We start from the raw sequence: 17,891 nt of genomic DNA, 5'->3' as shown, positions 1-17,891 counted from the left end.
TTCTAGTCTTGATTTGAGAACTTGGGGGCTGACGAGAAAAATAGCAGTGTAATTAAGCTGTCAGCCAGCGCGAAGTAAACTAAACAGGTGAACTGAATGGAGACCATACTGATCGTTGATGATGACGAGTTTGTTGTTGAATACCACACACATATGCTGTCATCACACTATCATACAGAGGTTGCAAAGGACGGCGAAACCGCACTTAAACTGGTCGATTCATGTCCGCCTGATCTGATTTTAATGGACATTCAGATGCCCCGTATGAACGGCTATGAGGCTGCCTATAAAATCAGACTTGCTGGTCACACTATGCCCATTTTGTTTTTTTCTAATCTGAATTCATTGGAAGAGCGCTTAAAGGCCTATGATGCGGGCGGTAACGACTTTATTGCCAAACCAGTAGATGAGCAGGAGCTACTCAAAAAAATCTCTGTGCTGCTCAAAGCACACAAAGCCCATCAGGGCAATGCAGAGGAAGTCGCGGTTAAAGCACTGTCGGACTTATCGTCGCTCGGTTATGTAATGGGGTTTTATCGGGATAGTTTTCAATGTGGTGATTTGCCTCATCTCGCTCAGGCCGTTTTCAAGCTCACCCGAGGGTTTGGCCTGAAGTGCTCGTTGATTATTCGCGATCAAAAAACCAACCCCTGCTTTTTTGACGACGGGATAACCAAGAATATCGATGCCGCATTGTTGGAATCATTGCAAGGCGCTGGCAGGATCATGGCCTTTGGCAAGCACAGGGCGGCATTTAACTGGCGTCATGCCTCTTTACTGGTTAAAAACATGCCAGTGCATGCCGACAAAGTGGGCACTATGCGGGATTATCTCGCTTACGTAATGGATGGTGTGGAGCAATGCGTCAACAAGGTGTTATTGGAGCAGCAGTTGCGCCAAACCATTGTCCAATTTAAAACGCAAAATACAGACATTAAAACGGGCATTGTCACTCTGATTGACGATCTTGAAGTGCAGCTCGATACCTTATTTTCCAGCATGAGTATCGACAATGAGTTGTCAGAGGAAGCCGAGCAACAGCTCATTACCCTTATACAAGCTGCCCGATCCTCTGCAGGCACCAAATTAGAGTCCGGTAAAGAGATTGAGCAACAACTGGCAAGCCTCATCGATATCCTAAATGAGCAACCTACCGGTACAAACACCACTGACATCGAGTTGTTTTAACCCCTCTGACTGTCAACTCAAACGCGTTAACCTAATTATCAAAAACAAAAGCTTGGTTTCATTTACCTTTTATATATACAATATTGAATAACTCAATAATAAGCATAAGGAAACAAAGTGAAAAAACTCATTTTAGGCTGCGCAATGTTAATCGCAGGGCAGGCACAGGCGGCCTGGTTGACTGCTGGTGGAAGCATAGATACGATTGTGGTTTATGCAAATACCAATACCATTTTGGTCACGCTACAAGCTGGTACAAGCAACTTAAATAACAAATGCACAACTAAATCCCCTACGCTGGCTATCAGCTCTGGGTTGACCGAAGAAAGACGTAACCGCATGTACTCTATGCTGCTGGCCAAAAAAGCGAGCGGCCAGGCAGTGAGTCTGACTTATGACTCTACAGCGGCATGTGAACCTTGGGATTCAAACAGCTCAGCTTATTCACGCATCCTTCGTATGTATTAAGTGATATGCAAATTGCTCAGATAGCCCGATAAATACGTTGTCTTTGTCGAGCCAGATGGCAGGACATCATTTGGCGCATAACAGCGCCAAATGATGTATTGAAAGGAAAAAGGAAAGGACTTATTCACATCAGGCAGATGCAAAGGCGGGATTAACTGGGTTGCTCAGCTGTAACTTGGGTCATAAAGCCCTGTGACGTCAGCTGATGAGTGACTTCTTTGATAAACCATTCACCTTCAAGATGATCGACCGTTTTATCAACCGAAATTAATGCCCCGGCAACTATGTCTGGATTGCCTGGTACCGTCAGCTTTACAGCGCCATGAGCACGTTGAAGGCGTGTCAGTTGACTATTTGCTGCCGCCTGGGCGCTGGCTTCATCCGGATACAGGTAAGGTAATGTGATCACAGGTGCCCCACCCCCTGCCTGAACTGCGATCCGCAGTGCCTGCTCCGGATCATGATAGTAGCTCTGAACCGCCCCCACTAAATGACAATGATTGCTGACCCGGGACCAATCTATGATGTGGTTTTTCCCCAAAGTCGCTGATGTCACGGTTTGTCCGGACAAAGACCGTCCAGTCCCTTTGGCAACGAAAAGCAGTTTATCTGCAGCCACCTTCATTACTGCGTCATAACGCAGGGCAAGGCGAGTAAGCAACTGCATGTCACTTTCACTTTGCTCCAAATGAGGCAAACTAATACTCTGCAACGTGTCATCCACACCACTTTGCAAGCCATACTCAGAAGCGATTTGCTCAACCAGCTCGCCCAGTGTGACCGGTGTTTCATTACCCTGTTCAGGCCAGGAGCGAAATCGTGGCGACTTAAAGTCATCATCCCACATAATGCTGTTGCCATATAAAGTGAGTGCCCGCGCAGGACCGCTGAGTTCGTAAGCGCCCACATCAAACTTTCCTACCGGCGTCAGTGCGGCATGGTTGTCAGGCGTGCCATCTTTATAGCCCAATGCGATTTCAAGTATGTTACCGGGCTCGGGCAGTTGAATTGGCAACTCCTCCAGGTTGTCGAAGCGCACAACACATACATCACTGAGCAGCCCGGTTCGCTGTGTGACACTAACTTCAACAATCCGATCTTTAAGGCTTTGAGTGACTTCATTGCCGTTTGCTTTGATAGAAAAATAGGGTTGTTGCTTCATAGTTAATCCCAAATATTAATCACATGCTTGGTCTTAGGCTTGGGCAACTCTGGCAGGAAAATTTCGATGCCAGCCGGGTAGATAGCACCTAGCCCGGCTAACCCGGTGTTTGCACCGAGCACCTTTTCCACGGTTCCTGAGCTCTGCCCGTAATGTCGGTAACAGATCAAATCCAGACAATCACCGTCGCGTGTTACATAATTGACCCCTTTCATAACGTCTCCTTATTCGGGTTCCTTCAATGCTGCCTGATAACGACTTAATCGCATTGAAAACTGGATCTCTCTGGGAATACCATCGTTAAAGAACAAGGTTCGAGTCTCACTGATACTACTGATCACCCATTTGCCCAGTACGCGACCAACACTGGGGTTGGTCTTGCCACTCTCTTCTACATAACCCAGAGTCAGAGGCTGCCCTTTGGCCGCCTCTTCACGCATGTAATCGAGCTGTTTTAGCCCGTTTTCGACAATTTGCGGAAAGATGGTGCCTTCCAGATCCAGCGTTTGCTCGCCAACCCCAATAAACTGCATCAAAGGGCTGTTTTTATTAGTTGGAGCATCAAGTGATTTCCAGCGATATTGCGTGTCGTATTTCAATTTATTGAATGCCGCTGTACTGACTGAAAACTTATAGTTGCCCAGCTGCATCATGTGTCTGGCATGATTGGTATTGCTCATTGTTCACCTGAATTATGAAATGTGGGCTCAAGCCACCTGATTAAAATAACGCGCATTCAAGTCCCGAATGGCCTGTTGTTGTTGCTGTTCAAGGATCTGCTTAACCTGAATAGCGATGTCCTGAGCCTGCTCACCACCGCGTGCGTTGACTGTGATATTGGCGTTGACCGTTACCTGCGCCGCCTGGTGAGCTTTGACACCATTTTCAGACCCAGGCGTTGTGTGCGGTGTTGCAGGACCTTGTGAACCTGACAGAGCCTCTGGCGTGTTTACCAGATTAGCCTTATCTGCTGCCCCTTCACCGGACGCATCCGCTTTCTGTTCGCTAAACCAACTACCGATTTGCGCGCCGACTACCGCATTAGTGATAAACCCAGCCAGTGGCGCAGCCATCTTCAACCAGGGATTACGGCTTTTCTCCATCAAACCACTCACCGCTTTCGCGGAAAACATACCCCCGAGCGTGCCGCCAATCACCTGTGCTTTTTGCGAGCCACTCAAAGTATCATCATTGGCAGCCTGCCAGACGGTGTGATAGTTCAGCGCATCGCCGACAAAGTTGCCAACTCTGGCCACTGTATGCGCACGGCTTTTGTTATTCCCGCTGAGTTCAGCAAACGCAGACGCCGTGCCCGCGGCTAGATTAAACGGATTGATAAACTGGTTTTTGATAAAGCCTTCGGCAACATTCAGCAAACTACTTCCATCGCCACCTGGAGACACAGTGCCGGACTTGCCAGCCTCCTGCGCTGCAAGATGGGATGTCCCAACAGTGCTGTTGATTTCTGGTGTTGTCTGGGGTTTGACAGGTTCATCATCAGCAAACCAGCCTCCCAGCTTTTCGCCCAGCCAGCCACCAACAGACTCACCGCCCATCGCCCCCAATGCGCCGCCGACCAGGCCACCTATGGCAGTGCCAATACCTGGGATCACGGAGCCAATTGCAGCCCCAGCGGCTGCGCCAGCCCAGGCACCACCGGCCCCCCCTACTGCACTGCCAACCTGTTGCGTTTTTTGCTCTGCACTCAGGCTGTCATCCGACAACGTAGTTGCAACGTCCACGGCGCCCATCACCGCACTCAAAGGGGCAGCCAGCTTACCGAGCATTTTGGCCCCGGGCAGACGACTGAATAATCCGCCTTTTTTCCCTGCGAACTGCCCCAGTTTGCCGGCCTTTGCGTCATTTGCCGCAGCCTGAACCGGTATCGATTTAGATGTCGCGTTAGGGAGCTGCCTGCCAGCATCGAGCGAGCGAATAGCGTTGCCCTGTGCTGCGGGCTTGCGTTTATGCTGACTGGCTGCATTTTTCTCCGGTTCGGAGTCTGTCTGGCCCTTGCGTTGCCCTTTGTTACGCCCTCGCTTACCACCAGGTTTGCCCTTTGACTTGCCCTTGTTTTTGCGCTTACGTGGCTGTTTTTTCTGTTCTTCAGGCTCATCCTCTAAATGCCCGTCGAGTTCATCAAAGACACTGGATCCCTCTGCGTCGCCATCAGTATCGCCAAATAAACCCGAGCCACTTAAAAACTCAGATGCGGCATCACCCAAAGAGGATAAATCACCGCTCATCAGTCCTTTAAAGTCCAGCTTGCTGAGCGCTCCTTGATGTTGCGCCAACAAAGATGCTGCGCCGTCCATACCAAACGCATTCAGCAGATCCGGTGCTGCCAAGACCAGCGAAGACAGGTCGCCATCCAGCACGCCTTTCACATCCAGTTTCTGGAACACCCCGGCATGCTGTTGCAGCAATGAAGCCGCATCATCCATACCAAAAGCACTCAGCAGCTGAGGGCCGGCTTCGGTCAGAGACGACAAATCGCCGCTCAAAAGCCCGTCCACATCGAATTTTTGTAGTGCGGGTAAAGCCGATTCAAGTAAGGCGCTTGCATCTCCCAAGTCCAGTGCTTTAAACAGATCCGGCGCGGCATTCATCAAGCTGGAGACATCGCCCTGCACAATGCTTTTTAAATCAAGCTGAGCCAAACCTGGAATTGCAGTTTGCAACTTGTCTGCGGCATCATCCAACTCAAAAGCGCGTAATACCTCAGGCGCAGCGTCCAGCAAACTGCTCAGGTCGCCTTCCATAATCGCCGACGCATTGAGTTTGTTAAGCACCGGCATGGCCTTTTGCATCGCAGCCGACGCCCCCGGCATGTCCAGTGCTTCAAACACAGCCGGAGCAACCTCACCCAGTGAAGCCAGATCGCCACGCATGACTCCCTGAATATCCAGTTTTTGCACTATGCCAGCATGTTGTTGTAACACAGCCGCAGCATCTTCCATGCCCAGCGCATTTAGCAACTCAGGTCCGGCTTCGGCCAGTGAAGTCAGATCACCACTAAGCAACCCATCAACATCAAACTTTTGCAAAGCTGGCAGCGCCGCGGCCATAGTTGTGCCAGCGTCACCCAGCTCCAGCGCGTTTAGTAACTGGGGAGCAACCTTCATCAGACTGGAAACATCGCCCTGAGCAATGCCTTTGAGGTCAAGTTGTGTCAGGCTTGGAATAGCTGCCTGCAATTTGTCTGCGGCCCCTTCCAGCTCAAACGCGCGCAGTACCTCTGGCGCGGCATCCAGTAAACTGCTGAGATCGCCTTCAATGATTGCAGGCGCATTGAGTTTACTAAGCACAGGCAGGGCTTTTTCCATCGCCATAGAAGCGCCAGGCATGTTCAGTGCCTGAAATAGCTGTGGAGCAGCCTGGATCAGTGAGTCCAGCTCTCCCGAAGCCAGCGCTGGCATATCCAGTTGCTGAAGTGCCGGTAACGCTTGTGCGACACCGGCCGACAGGCCGTCCAGACCCAATGCACCAAGCATCTGAGGGGCCTGCGATGCTAACGCTTGTACGTCACCGCGCAGCACACCTGACAAATCTAACTGTGCCAATGCAGGCAATTCTGCTGCCAAGGCCTGCTGCAGCTGAGGCAAATCCACTGCCTCAATCAGCGCTGGCAATGCTGTCTTCAGACCATCCAGGTCGCCTTCAAGCAACGCTTTAAGATCCTGACTTTGAAGTGCAGGTAATGCGGACTGAAACGCGGCGACTGTCGGACTCAGGTCTAAAGAGCGGCTCACCTGGGGCATCAAACTGCTCAGACGGCTCAAATCAGCGTTCACTGCCTGAGACAGTGCAGTCACACTGGACACATCCGATGCCTGCTCAGGGGCAGCAACCTCACCACCTGCGCTATGCGAGCCACCCAATTCAATCGGATCCTGACTTTGTTCAGACGCACTCGCCGCAACAAAGCCAGGTGCCGTAACTGTTGAAATCTGGCTTACTCCGCCAGGCTGAGGTACATACTCATTCTGAGTTGTAAGGCGAGCAATCACAGCGCCAAGGTTATCTATAGACGCCAGCAAAGCGTCTGACATCTCAAAAGAGGCCGGGTTGTCAACACTCAGGTTAACCGTTCCTTCGGCTGGCGCAGGCTGACCCGACGACCCCTGTTGTGCCAGCGCAGATTGCAGGCGTTTTTGCAAATCGCTGCTTTGAGGCGCGAGTAATGCCAGCGCCTGAAGCTGCGCCAGTAATTGTCCCACAGAGGCTGCACTGGCATCACTTTGTACTTGCAAAGCGTGCAGCGTCCGACCCAGTTTCGCCAGTCGCTGGTCCACGCCATTGCTCTGCGCCAGGCGATGTTTAACTTTATTTTTGGCTCCGCCAGGAGCACGAAGATGTTCGACAGTTCCTTGTTTCATAGATTTACCTGAAAGAGTTAAGAGGTGATACCAGGGAGTGAAGGGAGATGTTGTGTGGCATTGCTCAGCAGCCTTAAAAAAGCCACTGAGCAATGCCCGAATATTGAGTGCCAAACATGCGCAAAGGCGCATGCCTGCAAATGTTGACCCGCAACGGATCAGGACACAGCGGTTGCCTCTTTATAGTCAACCGCAGCATTGAACCAGTCGATTAATTCTTCTTCGGTCAATGCGTTGAGCTCGGCCAGGCCCCAGCCGGTATACTTGGCTAAGGCGATAACCATGGCTCTTATGCGCCTGGGCGGGATACGAGAAAAGCCTGTAAGGTTTCTCTGAGCTTCACAAAGTCGCTCCAGTCAAGCTCTTCGATGATATCCGGCGAGACTTCGCACAAATTGGAGAAGTAACGAATTTCACTTTCCGATTCGCTGATATCTGCCTTATCCACCATTAACCGGTCACGTACTTTTGGTCGTCTCATTGTCAGTTCGGCATACTCATGCCCATCAACCGTAATTGGAAATGCCAGGGTAATGATTTCTTTCATGCTTTTGCTCCTATTATTATTTACTCAGCGCATAGGCGGGTGCCCCTTACCGGTCGCTAAACTGGCAAGGTGTACCCGCTAACATCAAGACAAGAGCGCGAATTAAGCGCCAATCGCTGCGCGTAACAACGCCATCTGATCTGTGCCATTGATTTTGCGTACATCGTTGTACAAATCAATTTCGTAGATCACTTCGTTGTTGATCTCCAGCTTGTACTTCTGCACGGTGTATTGCAGCGTCAACTTAGCTTCTTCGCCGTCTTTCCAGTTACCCATGTCCACTTCTTTGAAGAAGCCTTCCAGAGTCACAACCACAGGCTGTGGCGGCTGACCTTGCGCCTGAATCGCACCACGCGCTGTCAAAGGTGTGGTTGCGCCACTCCAGTCGCCCAGCAGCTTCATCATGTCAGCGTTGTATTCAAGTAACGTAATGTTGCCTTCCAGTTTCTCAAGCTGACCTACGTCCAGCTCAATAGGCGCCTGAAAGCCTGATGTGACTTCACGGGTTTTGACTGTGACTTTTGGCAGCTGAATTTCGTCCGCAATGCCCAGGTAGCCTTTGCCATCAACGAACAGTTTGAATTTTTTAAGGATTTTAGGAGACATTGCCATTATACGATTTCCTCTAGGTAGTTGTTTGTCAGAATGCTCTTGAAGGTGATGTGCTCAGCCGGTGTTGGCGGCGTAAAGTCAAAACTGAAGTAAACCTTGCCAGCCTGGAGGTTTTCCGGCGAATTCAGCTCTTCGTCTGCCCAAATCTCACCGCCCAAAATCGCACCTTGCGCCTTCAGACTGTCCAGATAAGACTGCACACTTTGTTTTACGTCTTCGATGTAAGTTTTGGTGATGTTGCGGTCAACCGCCCACATGTGTGCACGCAGCAGTGAATCGTTGATCATATCCGCAGTACGTACGACTGACAGGAAAGTCCATTTCGGGTCACCAGAACAAGTGCGGTTACCCCACAATTTGAAACCATTCTGACGAATAATCGTCGCAACATGGTTTTCATTCAGATGATTTGCGCGAGCTTGTCGGTCACCCAGCTGGAAGTCCACTGGACGAGCAGTGCCTACAATGCCATTCATTGCCGTGTTGCTCGGGCTCCACCAGAAGCCACGGTCGTTATCCGACTTGGCAATCATACCCGCAACACGGGCACTGGCTGGCTCAACTTTTTCAACACCGTCTTTGAATACGCGGACATGCGGGTCGACCAGGAAGACACGACGTGAGCTCTGATCACCTCGATACTCAATGGCTTTGGCATCTGTGGTATTCGGACCGTCAGCGATGATCACTGCACGCAGTCGCTCTGCCACACCCACCAATTTGCTAACAACAGGGTTCGCACCACCATCGCGCTGATGCGTATAACCCGGTGCAACCAGAATTCGTGGTGCAACGCCCAGTACAGACTCAGCACCCAGGAATGCAAACACCCCTTTGTATTTGCCATCATCCGTTGAACTGTCTGTCATCGCAGCCATCACAGCAGCTTCATCTGCACCTTCAACACGGATCACAACCACAGCGGCACCCGCCTGGTCAAAAATCCCGTTCAGTGCGTCAGGCAGCGTACCCTGGGTTCCGAGCTTTTCAGCCTCACTGCGCTTACCCGCAATCAATACCGGTGTATTGGCAGGAAATGCGTCTGTATCAGCATCAGGCGCAGTACCGATAACACCAATTACCGAGCTTTTTACAGTTTTAATAGGGCGCGTACCAGATTGCGCCTCGATGACTTCTACACCGTGTAGAAATTCAGACATAGATATCTCCTTTAAAGGTATGTCAATTAGCTAATAAAAAAGCCACAGACGTGAGGCAATGAATTGGCCCCACAGTACTGTGGCTTAAGTTGAAGTAGATTAAAAAAACAGAAGTTAGATTTGGATCCCTTCGATGGTTACCGGTTCACCATTGATGAGGTATAACCCTTCAATAGCGATTGATAATTTGCCGTCTCCGACCGGGTGCACCGCCACCCCTTCAAGTGAGAACCTGGGCTCCCATTGCTCAAGTGCGTTGGATATAGCAATCGTAATGTCGCCTACCAGAGAATGTGAAAATGGTCGGTCAATTAATTCAAATAAGCCGCAGCCATAATCACGACGCATCACCCGGCTTCCCTTGGGCGTCGTTACTATGTCTTGAATACTTTGCTTTAAATGTTCAACGCCACTGAGTGGCTTGCCCGTCTGGGCATTCATCCCTATCATGCGGCACCTCCTTTGTTGCCCACAATGAATTGCGCAAACCCATCTTCAATCTTTGCGTTACAACTGCTGACATCACCCACTCGGGCAACTGCTTTGCGCCCAATGGTAAAGCCCGGCGCCCCTTTTGTTACCGTCTGCCCTGCATGAGGCGGCAGCTTGCTGTCTTTGCTGTGTAAGTGCACGGACAATACGTCACCAACACACAACACCGCTTCTCCACCGACCTTAAAGGTGTTTTGTGCTGCAGCCACCGTGGCCGGGTTGTAATCATCGTGCAAATTGGTTTGGGCTTTATTTAATGAAATGGCTGGCATGGTTACTCCTGCGCTTTGATCATTGCACCATTGAGCAACAGATTGCCCGTCGCCGCGATGGCAATATCCTGCTCCGATGAGCTGATATTGACCTGCTTGCCCGCTAAATTCAGTGTTTCTTCTGCCGTTACATGAATGTTTTTTACTGCACTGACAGAAGCGTCATTGCCCACTGTGAGGTTGGCATCATTAACGACATTGATTGAGGCGTTGTTGCCCACTTCTACCGTGGCATTGAAGCCACACTCAATACGAAGGTCTCTTTCACTGTGTACCGTTATTTTTGCGGTTTCTTCACCATCAGTATCCGGCACATAGAGATGATAAGTGTGATTTTGAGTGTCATATTCAACCAGCGCGCCGTCCTGATAGCGGGTGCGGTGCACATGTTCACGACTGCTTGCCGCTGCATAGCTTTCCCCCTCACCCGCACCTAATACATGGTCTGGCTTATGATGATCTGCGGCCGCACTATAAACACTGCCCAAAATCACGCCCTGAGCGGTGTCACCACAAGGTGCAAGGACGATAACCTGCTCGCCGACCTCGGGGGCACGCCAGGTCATGTTGTGTGCCGCCATATCGGTCAGCCAGGGCAGCTTAGCTGTGATCCAGTCACCGATTTTGACCTTCACACGAGCTGCCTCGTAGTCAACTTCATGTACTGTACCAAGCGTGATCAGCTTACTTAAACGATGCTGTAAGTCAGATAAGGCTAATTCTGATTGAGCGGGGTCCGGAATCATAATATCTCCCCTGCGGGCGTTTGGGTGCTGTAGACCAATTTATGCTCATGACCGTGTTGCCCCAAATACACGTCGGTGATTGGCACGCCTGGCGATTCGCTCTGCTCAACCTGATAGTAAAATGACCAGTTCAACTGTAACTGAGCTTTCACGCCTTCACTTTGCTGACTAAAAGCAAAGGTCGTTTTATCGGCAATAAAGTGTTGCCAATGGGTGGGCACGTCGTCCGCCATCATTGCGGCTTCGCCTGTACTGAGTACCTCATCCAGCCGCTCCAGCAGCCTGGCTTTATCGCCATCCATCAACTCAATATCAAGCTGCACACTCAGCACCCGCCTGTCCAGCGGGTTTGGGCTGAGGTTTTTGTTGTATGCCGGTCCATAGCTGACACCGATTTCGGTGCCTTTACTTTGCAGCTCGCTGGCCTGTCGTTCCAGTTTAGGCGTTAATGTCAGTTGGGCTTGCTGGGTCAGGTCCGGGGCAACCTGGCTCGGGATTAAATAATTTACCTGAGCCACAGCCGCCAGGGACGTCGTCAGACGCTCAAGCACCTGGGTGATTAAGGTAGTTCTTTGCATAGACTTGCTCTTAGATTAAAAAGACTCGAAGACGATCAGTGAGTCAGGGCGGGCGACGTGCCCGAAGTCGGGTGGTATTACAGCTCAGGCTTGACCGGCCAGACGACGTCGTTTGGCGAGTCAAATGCTTGCGGTAAATCCCTCAATGCCTGACGATAGTGCTTCAGCTCATCAGGTACCGCACCTTCCGTTTCCTGATATTTAAGTACCAGCCAGTCTGTTGAACGCAGATAGGCATCGCGCATTGCTCTGATTGAGTGCCACTGACTCTCCTCTGCAAGTTGCTGAACTGGCATCTGAGCTTCGTTTTCTATTCTGTCCATGTTTATCGCTCCCATGTTGGTTGGTTATGACTGATGCGCTCTGCACTTGGGCGACCACGCTCCGACGTATACTCAGTACTGACGCCAATAGCTCGGGATGCGCCGCAGTGGTATCTCGGGTCAATTTTAAGGGTTAACCTCGCGATTCCCGAGTCACCCCCCTGACCAATTGCCCTGAAATTCACAGGGACTGAAGACCCTTTCAGGTCCGGACCCAAAGGAATTTCTTTCGCCGGGTTGTCCGGCTCTGAAATAAACAGGCTGAGATGGTTATTGTGAACAATACTTTTTGCTTCCATCACCGCAGAAACACAATCCGAAAATGACGTGCCGGTAAATACCAAGTGTTCAGTGTAACTCGTTGCAAACATCCCCCGGTGGGTCATAATAACTTCGCATTTAAAGTAGTCCCCGCCTGCGCCGAAACCACCGCCATTTTGTGCATCAAATTCAAGTAAGTTGATGTAATAAGGTTCCTGTGGCGCGGCGCAATGCGGAAATTCAGCATCTGGCCCATCTCTGTCTGCGGTATACCCACCATTACCGAGATTAGTCGCAAAGAAGTAACGCTTTATTTTGCCTTGCTTATGAACTTCTAAGCCATTAACCAGTTCAGTATGGCCACTTTTCCAGCTATTAAACTCAGACTGGGCCTGAGCCATTTCCGCATTAAGCGACGCTTCAGCGTTTGTTACACGCGTATCAACCTGCGCTAGCTTGGCATTCAGTGTCGTTGTGATTTCACCTGCTTTATCGGCCACAGTCTGACACAATGCGTTAGCACGCCCTGCGACCTCTGTTAGCTGCTGCGAGATTGGTTTAGTTTCAGTTGTCATATAGTCTCCTTTGAACTTTGTAAGTCACTTTCATCAGGCATGTTCCAGGGCCGTCAGGCGCCATTCTTGGTTAATCTGGCGATGCATGGTATCGATCTGGGCCAAAGTTAATTCGGCCAGCTCGTTATCGAGGATCAGGTTGAGGTTATCGACACCGAGTTTGACCTCAACACTGTCTGAGGGCAGCTGTGTCAGACTCAAAGTTAGCCACTGCAACACTTTAACGTCCGGCGTGCGATACCCCAGCGTGGTGTTAGGTTTAGAATACACACCCAGTAAAATCAGTTTAGGCTGACCGTTTGCCAGCTTTTCGCCGGAATCCAGAAATACGCCAATTTCACCAATTGCGTACTCCAGGGGCGCCTCAAATTTGGCGGCCACTTTCAGGCTGCTACTTTCACCGTCGGTGTAGTCCGAATCGGCAATTTCCACCAGCTCTTTTTGAGAGCGCAGCGTAGTTTGATTTTTCGACGGGGTATAGCTTGCGTCCCCAAAGGCCATATGGCTTATCTGCCCTTTAAAACCTCTGGCGCGTGCAGACAATAGGACATCCAGCCCCGCCTGAGTAAATTGCAAGGTTAATGCTGACATTAAGTCACTCCTTGTAAATGAAAAGATTGAATATTCAGAGCTTGAATCCCTGACAACAGCGCCAACTCGCCAGCCACCAGTTCAGGTGTAATACCCAAACTTTCAGCGACAATATCAGCGCGGTTCAATGAATGAAGCAGAGCACAAGATGTGATCCCGCCCTCAGTTCGGTCTGGCGTAAGGCCTTCACCTTGTAAACGCCAGCGCTGGCAATTAAGCATGTGTCCTGCCGCTGAGGTTGCCACCGAGCCCTGTGTCGGATCTGGCGTAATACCCAGGCCCGCCGCTTCATGATCAATCAGATTGAGCGGTGCTTGCACAGTCCCAAAAGGTGCTACAGACTCGCTCAGTGAAATACCCAGCTGTAAATCGACATGGATGGCACCGCGCTTGACCGCGTTAATCACCCGGCGGACTTTTTTCAACATCTGGGGTGTCAGCAGTCCTTGCTGATGGTCGTCCAAATTCTGATTCACTAATGCCCACACTTTAATCGTACCGGGCGGCATGGCCTCTTCTGAGAGGATGTCCGCTCCTTCGGACTGCCACCATTCCCTGATCTCAGTAGCAATGTTTAAACTGTCGAGTGCTTTTTGCAGCGCATAGGGTGTGCCTTTATATTGGTGAACTGTAAACGCATCGCGGATCACCTGGCGCTTGAGTGCTTCTGACCAGGCTTCGTCCCACTCATCCACAGACATAGACCAAGCCAGCCAGGGCAATAACGGCGTGGGACAGAGCATCGGATCCCATAATGCACGCAGCAGCAAACGGATATCCTGTAAAATACAAGCATCCTGCACACTGCGACGCAGCGCCTGTTCATCCGGAGCATCATCCAGATTGAGGATGTTAAGTGCCTGGGCAAGTTCAGTGAGCTTAGTCACCGGGCAAAGGGTGCTGTCCCAAATCACAGTGAGGAGCTGACTGATATCCGCACCAAAAAAAGCACTGTTGGTCATCGCATCGAGCTGCCACTGCGTTGCAAGTCGCTGCCGCTCAGCCTGGGTCCTGCTACTGATATCCAGTGTATCAAGCAGTAATGATCTTACTTTGCCTGGGTTTGTCATCTGTCGGGCAAGAGCCCGGCTTAGTACTGATGCGCTACCTGGTAACAATTCATTCATCTTTCACCACCACAGTCACTTGTGCGTGTTCACACCAAGCCGACTGCACATCTGTGACGGATACATTGCTTGCAGGAGACAGCAAATGAACCTCATCGACGCCCTCGCGATGCAGCGCGGCAAACAATCCGGCCCGGGTCACTTTTTTCCCAAGCGCCTGACGGCTCAGCAGATAATCTTGTAATGCGGCCTCAGCAGCCTGACGGATTGCGTTAGCAGACGGCCCTGGTAACACCACCAGCTCCGCCTTAACGGTAAAAGGCACAATTTCAGCGGCACGAACGGTGACCCTATCGCCCAGGGGTCTCACTTGTGACCCCCCCTGGTGCTCCCATCCCTGGGCAGCAAAGTGTTTACCTACTTTTTCAAGCAATGCCTGAGGCGGCGTGCCATCTCCTTCAGTACTGAGAATGGTCAGGGCAATGTCACAGGGTGCCGGACTGGACACGGTGACATCACGAATGCGCGTATCAAGTGACAAAGCATGAAAGGTATAAGCCGAGGCACTACCTGCGGTATTCAAGCCATCAAATGCCAGTTGAATACGCTGACGAAACCGGCTATCTTCCTCTGCGTCGCCTCGCAACAGGTTATAACGCGAGGCGATGGCATCCAGGTCTGCACCAGTGGCCGTTGCCAGCATCACGCCCCGAACCGCATCATTTGCCTGTTGAGTGTGCAAGACTTGTTGATAAGCCAGCGTTTGCAACAAGGCAGTCAACGGGTCACTTTCAAGCGCCAACGCATCGCCGTAGTGAGGATGAGCGGTTAAAAAACGCTGTTTGATTTCCTTAAACTCTTGTTCGAAATCCACATCCTGTAGCAGCTCAGGTAAAGGCACCCGGGACAGGTCTGGTGTCGCAAATTGGCTCATCTCATCCTCTGTCTTACAAAATTAAGTTATAAAAAAACCCGACTTGGCACTGCATAAGGCAGTACCGCATCGGGTTTATCACGGGAAGTACGATTTGTTCTTTCGTTAGCTTTCTCAAGCTTAGGTGTATCTTACTGATTTTATGGGAGTAAAAACGGTCAACTTTGACCGGTTTAAACTCGACACAGTAAACCCTCCAGATTCAGACATAAAAAAACCACCGCTCATCATTCTGAGCCGGTGGTTTTTAACTTGCGGAATCTTGCTGTTCTCTGACAACTTACTGTATCTCTTGACTTAGCTTTCTCAAGCTTAGGTGTATCTTACTGATTTTAAGGGAGTAAAAACGGTCAACTTTGACCGGTTTAAACTCGACACAGTAAACCCTCCGGATTCAGACATAAAAAAACCACCGCTCATTATTCTGAGCCGGTGGTTTTTAACTTGCGGAATCTTGCTGTTCTCTGACAGCTTACTGTATCTCTTGACTTAACTTTCTCAAGCTTAGGTGTATCTTACTGATTTAAAGGGAAGAAAACCGGTCAATTCTGACCGGATTGGACTTTTTCCTACCTTTTTATGCAAATAGCCTGGTATTACAGCTCAGCTTTGAAGGAAAATTCGTCCAGCGCGTCGATAGATGCCAGATCCGCGACCTGTAACTCCGCCTCATTACTTCTCTGACGCAGCGCTTCACGCTTTCCCAATTCTGCCTTATAGGCCGCATTTGCCTCTGTTCTTTCAACCTCTGAGCCACCCAAGTGTGCGAGCTGCACTCGCTCATGCGCTTTGGTGACACGCCACAGCTGCGCTTCCAGACAATCATACACAGCGCGTTTGATCTCATCGATCAACATAGCCTTACGTGAAGCAATGGCATCTTCACTCAGGTGCAGCGGCACGTACCCAGCAATAAAGGCGGCTGCAGACTCATCATTCCAGGCTTCGCCCGTCTGCGGGTGCACCAGCCAGTAGTTTCCTTCGATTTTCATGCCTTTATCGGCAAAATATTCGCAACTCATGTTTTCTCCTTAAAATGCGCGACAGGTACGGCCAAGGCCGTGATAATTGTGCGTATAGTACTCGTTGAGTAACCCTGTGTGACTATATGGATTAACACACATAATGACATTGCCCATTATACCTGCATGATACCCTGCCGTATCTGGGTTAGAACGATAAGAATACATGCCCAATAACTCACCCGACATACTTTCTAATGCAACGGTGGCCTCTCCTGCGCCTGTAGCATTCCCTGAAGTTGTAGCCGCCCGAGAGCTACTCATAAAGAAATAGTTTACAGGCTCCAATTTTAAATCGGCTGTGAAGCGATAGTGTGCGCAGTACCGATTTCCTGCCATTTTCACTGTGTTATTGAATACACCAAAATATCCGTAATAACTCGATGCATCGCTCATCTGTGCTTCCTGACCAGTTAAGCGCCTTGTTCCATAAGGATGATTAAGATAATGATGTATCAATTTTATCGTCGTAAAATCGCCGTTGTCGACATATGCCTGGAGCTCTGACTCGTTCGCAATGGCAGTCGTAGTAACAACGTTTCCATCACGATATTTCTCAATCAGCAAGGAAGTACTTTCGTCCACCATTACCAGACAATGTTTCTGATTGTCATACAATACCGCTGTATGTGCATAGTTGTAGCTAGTATCTGTTACCACACCATACTGATCTCTAGCGTTAACGTTTTGTTTAGGCTTGGTCATTGATGTATAGCCCTGTGAGCGTACATAAACACCGCCGTAGTTGGCTATGCCTGTGGCCTGAGAATCCTGAGAGCTGTACACAATGTCATACTCGATATCCGTAGGGCTATCTTTGCTACCCAATGGTAAATATGCACTGGCGCCGTAATAATATATGATATTCGTTGGATTCTGTGCGAACGAGTTACTATAAACATAACTTGAGTGTAACGTTGTTTTACTCGCCCCTTCTGCGTCAATTGATAAAAACTCCAGCCTGCATTGCTCATTATTCGCATTGTACGTGTAACAAGGTCTAACTAAGTAAGTTTCACCACGATGGTCATACACAGCAAATACTGAGGTAGAACGCCTCAAAGCACTATCTGTTCCTGTGGATTCAATCGATGTCATGCCGAACAAAGGTCGTATCTGATTAGTAAAAGCTCGCCCCTGCAATGCCTCAACCCGGGCGAGGCTCGGCGCCATGCCATCTAGCTGATCCAGTTTAGCCGCTTTGCCTTCAAGCGCGGTGCCATTGTCATTGAGTGTCTGTGCTGCCTGTTGCAGGCTGGTCTGGCTGACCTGAGCCGCCTGTTGCAGTGCTGTGGTGGCCTCATCAATATGCGATTCTGCCACGGCCACAACAGCCTGTTCCAGTTTTTCGTTATCGGCCAGTTTGGTGATTGCATTACTGACCAGCGCCTGTTCTTCGGCACTAAGCGGTTGTTCGCCTTGCATGTCGGCGACCAGTTTGTCGACCATGACCTGCACGGCAGTTTGTATACTTGCCATAAATTCCTCGTTGAATGATTTAGAAAGTAAATGAA

21 protein-coding genes are annotated in these 17,891 nt (G+C 50.2%); 2 read left to right on the top strand and 19 right to left on the bottom strand.

Annotated features, from left to right (window positions below):
* The first annotated feature begins 96 nt into the window (after positions 1-96).
* Positions 97-1,188, top strand: coding sequence for a response regulator transcription factor (locus IY568_RS11940; RefSeq protein WP_194867650.1), 1,092 nt, complete (start codon positions 97-99; stop codon positions 1,186-1,188).
* A 117-nt stretch (positions 1,189-1,305) separates the two neighbouring features.
* On the top strand, positions 1,306-1,656 hold the full coding sequence (locus tag IY568_RS11935; RefSeq protein WP_125562324.1) for a hypothetical protein: 351 nt from the start codon (positions 1,306-1,308) through the stop codon (positions 1,654-1,656).
* 151 nt (positions 1,657-1,807) lie between these two features.
* Here IY568_RS11935 and IY568_RS11930 read toward each other — a convergent pair whose 3' ends face one another.
* The 19 genes from IY568_RS11930 to IY568_RS11845 all read right to left on the bottom strand — a co-directional run bounded on the left by IY568_RS11930 (position 1,808) and on the right by IY568_RS11845 (position 17,856).
* Positions 1,808-2,818, bottom strand: a complete 1,011-nt coding sequence (locus IY568_RS11930) for a phage late control D family protein (RefSeq protein WP_194867649.1) — start codon at positions 2,816-2,818, stop codon at positions 1,808-1,810.
* Positions 2,819-2,820: 2 nt separating this feature from the next.
* Positions 2,821-3,033, bottom strand: a complete 213-nt coding sequence (locus IY568_RS11925) for a tail protein X (protein WP_010385140.1) — start codon at positions 3,031-3,033, stop codon at positions 2,821-2,823.
* A gap of 9 nt (positions 3,034-3,042) precedes the next feature.
* A complete protein-coding gene (locus tag IY568_RS11920; protein WP_125562320.1) occupies positions 3,043-3,498 on the bottom strand; it encodes a phage tail protein in 456 nt (151 codons plus the stop codon).
* 27 nt (positions 3,499-3,525) lie between these two features.
* A complete protein-coding gene (locus IY568_RS11915; protein ID WP_194867648.1) occupies positions 3,526-7,197 on the bottom strand; it encodes a hypothetical protein in 3,672 nt (1,223 codons plus the stop codon).
* Positions 7,198-7,355: 158 nt separating this feature from the next.
* Positions 7,356-7,481, bottom strand: coding sequence for a hypothetical protein (locus IY568_RS25150; protein WP_267251733.1), 126 nt, complete (start codon positions 7,479-7,481; stop codon positions 7,356-7,358).
* A 5-nt stretch (positions 7,482-7,486) separates the two neighbouring features.
* Positions 7,487-7,744: a phage tail assembly protein gene (locus IY568_RS11910; RefSeq protein WP_010385143.1), complete on the bottom strand. Its 258-nt coding sequence runs from the start codon at positions 7,742-7,744 to the stop codon at positions 7,487-7,489.
* Between the two features lie 102 nt (positions 7,745-7,846).
* Complete coding sequence (locus IY568_RS11905; protein ID WP_010385144.1) at positions 7,847-8,356, bottom strand: phage major tail tube protein; 510 nt, start codon at positions 8,354-8,356, stop codon at positions 7,847-7,849.
* Positions 8,356-9,516 (bottom strand): phage tail sheath C-terminal domain-containing protein, encoded by a 1,161-nt coding sequence (locus IY568_RS11900; RefSeq protein WP_125562316.1) that lies wholly within the window; start codon positions 9,514-9,516, stop codon positions 8,356-8,358. The genes IY568_RS11905 and IY568_RS11900 overlap by 1 nt, the downstream gene beginning before the upstream one ends.
* A gap of 114 nt (positions 9,517-9,630) precedes the next feature.
* Positions 9,631-9,966: a GPW/gp25 family protein gene (locus tag IY568_RS11895; protein ID WP_125562314.1), complete on the bottom strand. Its 336-nt coding sequence runs from the start codon at positions 9,964-9,966 to the stop codon at positions 9,631-9,633.
* Complete coding sequence (locus IY568_RS11890; protein ID WP_125562313.1) at positions 9,963-10,280, bottom strand: PAAR domain-containing protein; 318 nt, start codon at positions 10,278-10,280, stop codon at positions 9,963-9,965. The genes IY568_RS11895 and IY568_RS11890 overlap by 4 nt, the downstream gene beginning before the upstream one ends.
* A gap of 2 nt (positions 10,281-10,282) precedes the next feature.
* On the bottom strand, positions 10,283-11,026 hold the full coding sequence (locus IY568_RS11885; RefSeq protein ID WP_138539414.1) for a phage baseplate assembly protein V: 744 nt from the start codon (positions 11,024-11,026) through the stop codon (positions 10,283-10,285).
* Positions 11,023-11,604 (bottom strand): hypothetical protein, encoded by a 582-nt coding sequence (locus tag IY568_RS11880; protein ID WP_194867647.1) that lies wholly within the window; start codon positions 11,602-11,604, stop codon positions 11,023-11,025. The genes IY568_RS11885 and IY568_RS11880 overlap by 4 nt, the downstream gene beginning before the upstream one ends.
* Before the next feature lie 77 nt (positions 11,605-11,681).
* A complete protein-coding gene (locus tag IY568_RS11875; RefSeq protein WP_125562306.1) occupies positions 11,682-11,927 on the bottom strand; it encodes a phage tail assembly chaperone in 246 nt (81 codons plus the stop codon).
* Positions 11,928-11,929: 2 nt separating this feature from the next.
* Complete coding sequence (locus IY568_RS11870) at positions 11,930-12,763, bottom strand: hypothetical protein (protein WP_125562303.1); 834 nt, start codon at positions 12,761-12,763, stop codon at positions 11,930-11,932.
* Positions 12,764-12,796: 33 nt separating this feature from the next.
* On the bottom strand, positions 12,797-13,354 hold the full coding sequence (locus IY568_RS11865; RefSeq protein WP_194867646.1) for a phage tail protein: 558 nt from the start codon (positions 13,352-13,354) through the stop codon (positions 12,797-12,799).
* Positions 13,354-14,481 (bottom strand): phage tail protein I, encoded by a 1,128-nt coding sequence (locus tag IY568_RS11860; RefSeq protein WP_194867645.1) that lies wholly within the window; start codon positions 14,479-14,481, stop codon positions 13,354-13,356. Before IY568_RS11860 ends, IY568_RS11865 begins: the two co-directional genes overlap by 1 nt.
* Positions 14,474-15,355 (bottom strand): baseplate assembly protein, encoded by an 882-nt coding sequence (locus tag IY568_RS11855; RefSeq protein WP_194867644.1) that lies wholly within the window; start codon positions 15,353-15,355, stop codon positions 14,474-14,476. The genes IY568_RS11860 and IY568_RS11855 overlap by 8 nt, the downstream gene beginning before the upstream one ends.
* Positions 15,356-15,951: 596 nt before the next feature.
* Positions 15,952-16,377 carry a hypothetical protein gene (locus IY568_RS11850; RefSeq protein WP_194867643.1) on the bottom strand — a complete coding sequence of 142 codons (426 nt, stop codon included), beginning with the start codon at positions 16,375-16,377 and terminating at the stop codon, positions 15,952-15,954.
* Between the two features lie 9 nt (positions 16,378-16,386).
* A complete protein-coding gene (locus tag IY568_RS11845; protein WP_194867642.1) occupies positions 16,387-17,856 on the bottom strand; it encodes a hypothetical protein in 1,470 nt (489 codons plus the stop codon).
* Between the last annotated feature and the right edge of the window lie 35 nt (positions 17,857-17,891).

This window comes from Pseudoalteromonas sp. PPB1 (genome assembly GCF_015356275.1).
GTDB lineage: Bacteria > Pseudomonadota > Gammaproteobacteria > Enterobacterales > Alteromonadaceae > Pseudoalteromonas > Pseudoalteromonas rubra_D.
The sequence above is the reverse complement of the archived record's forward strand: the minus strand, read 5'-3'. Positions and strand labels throughout refer to the sequence as shown.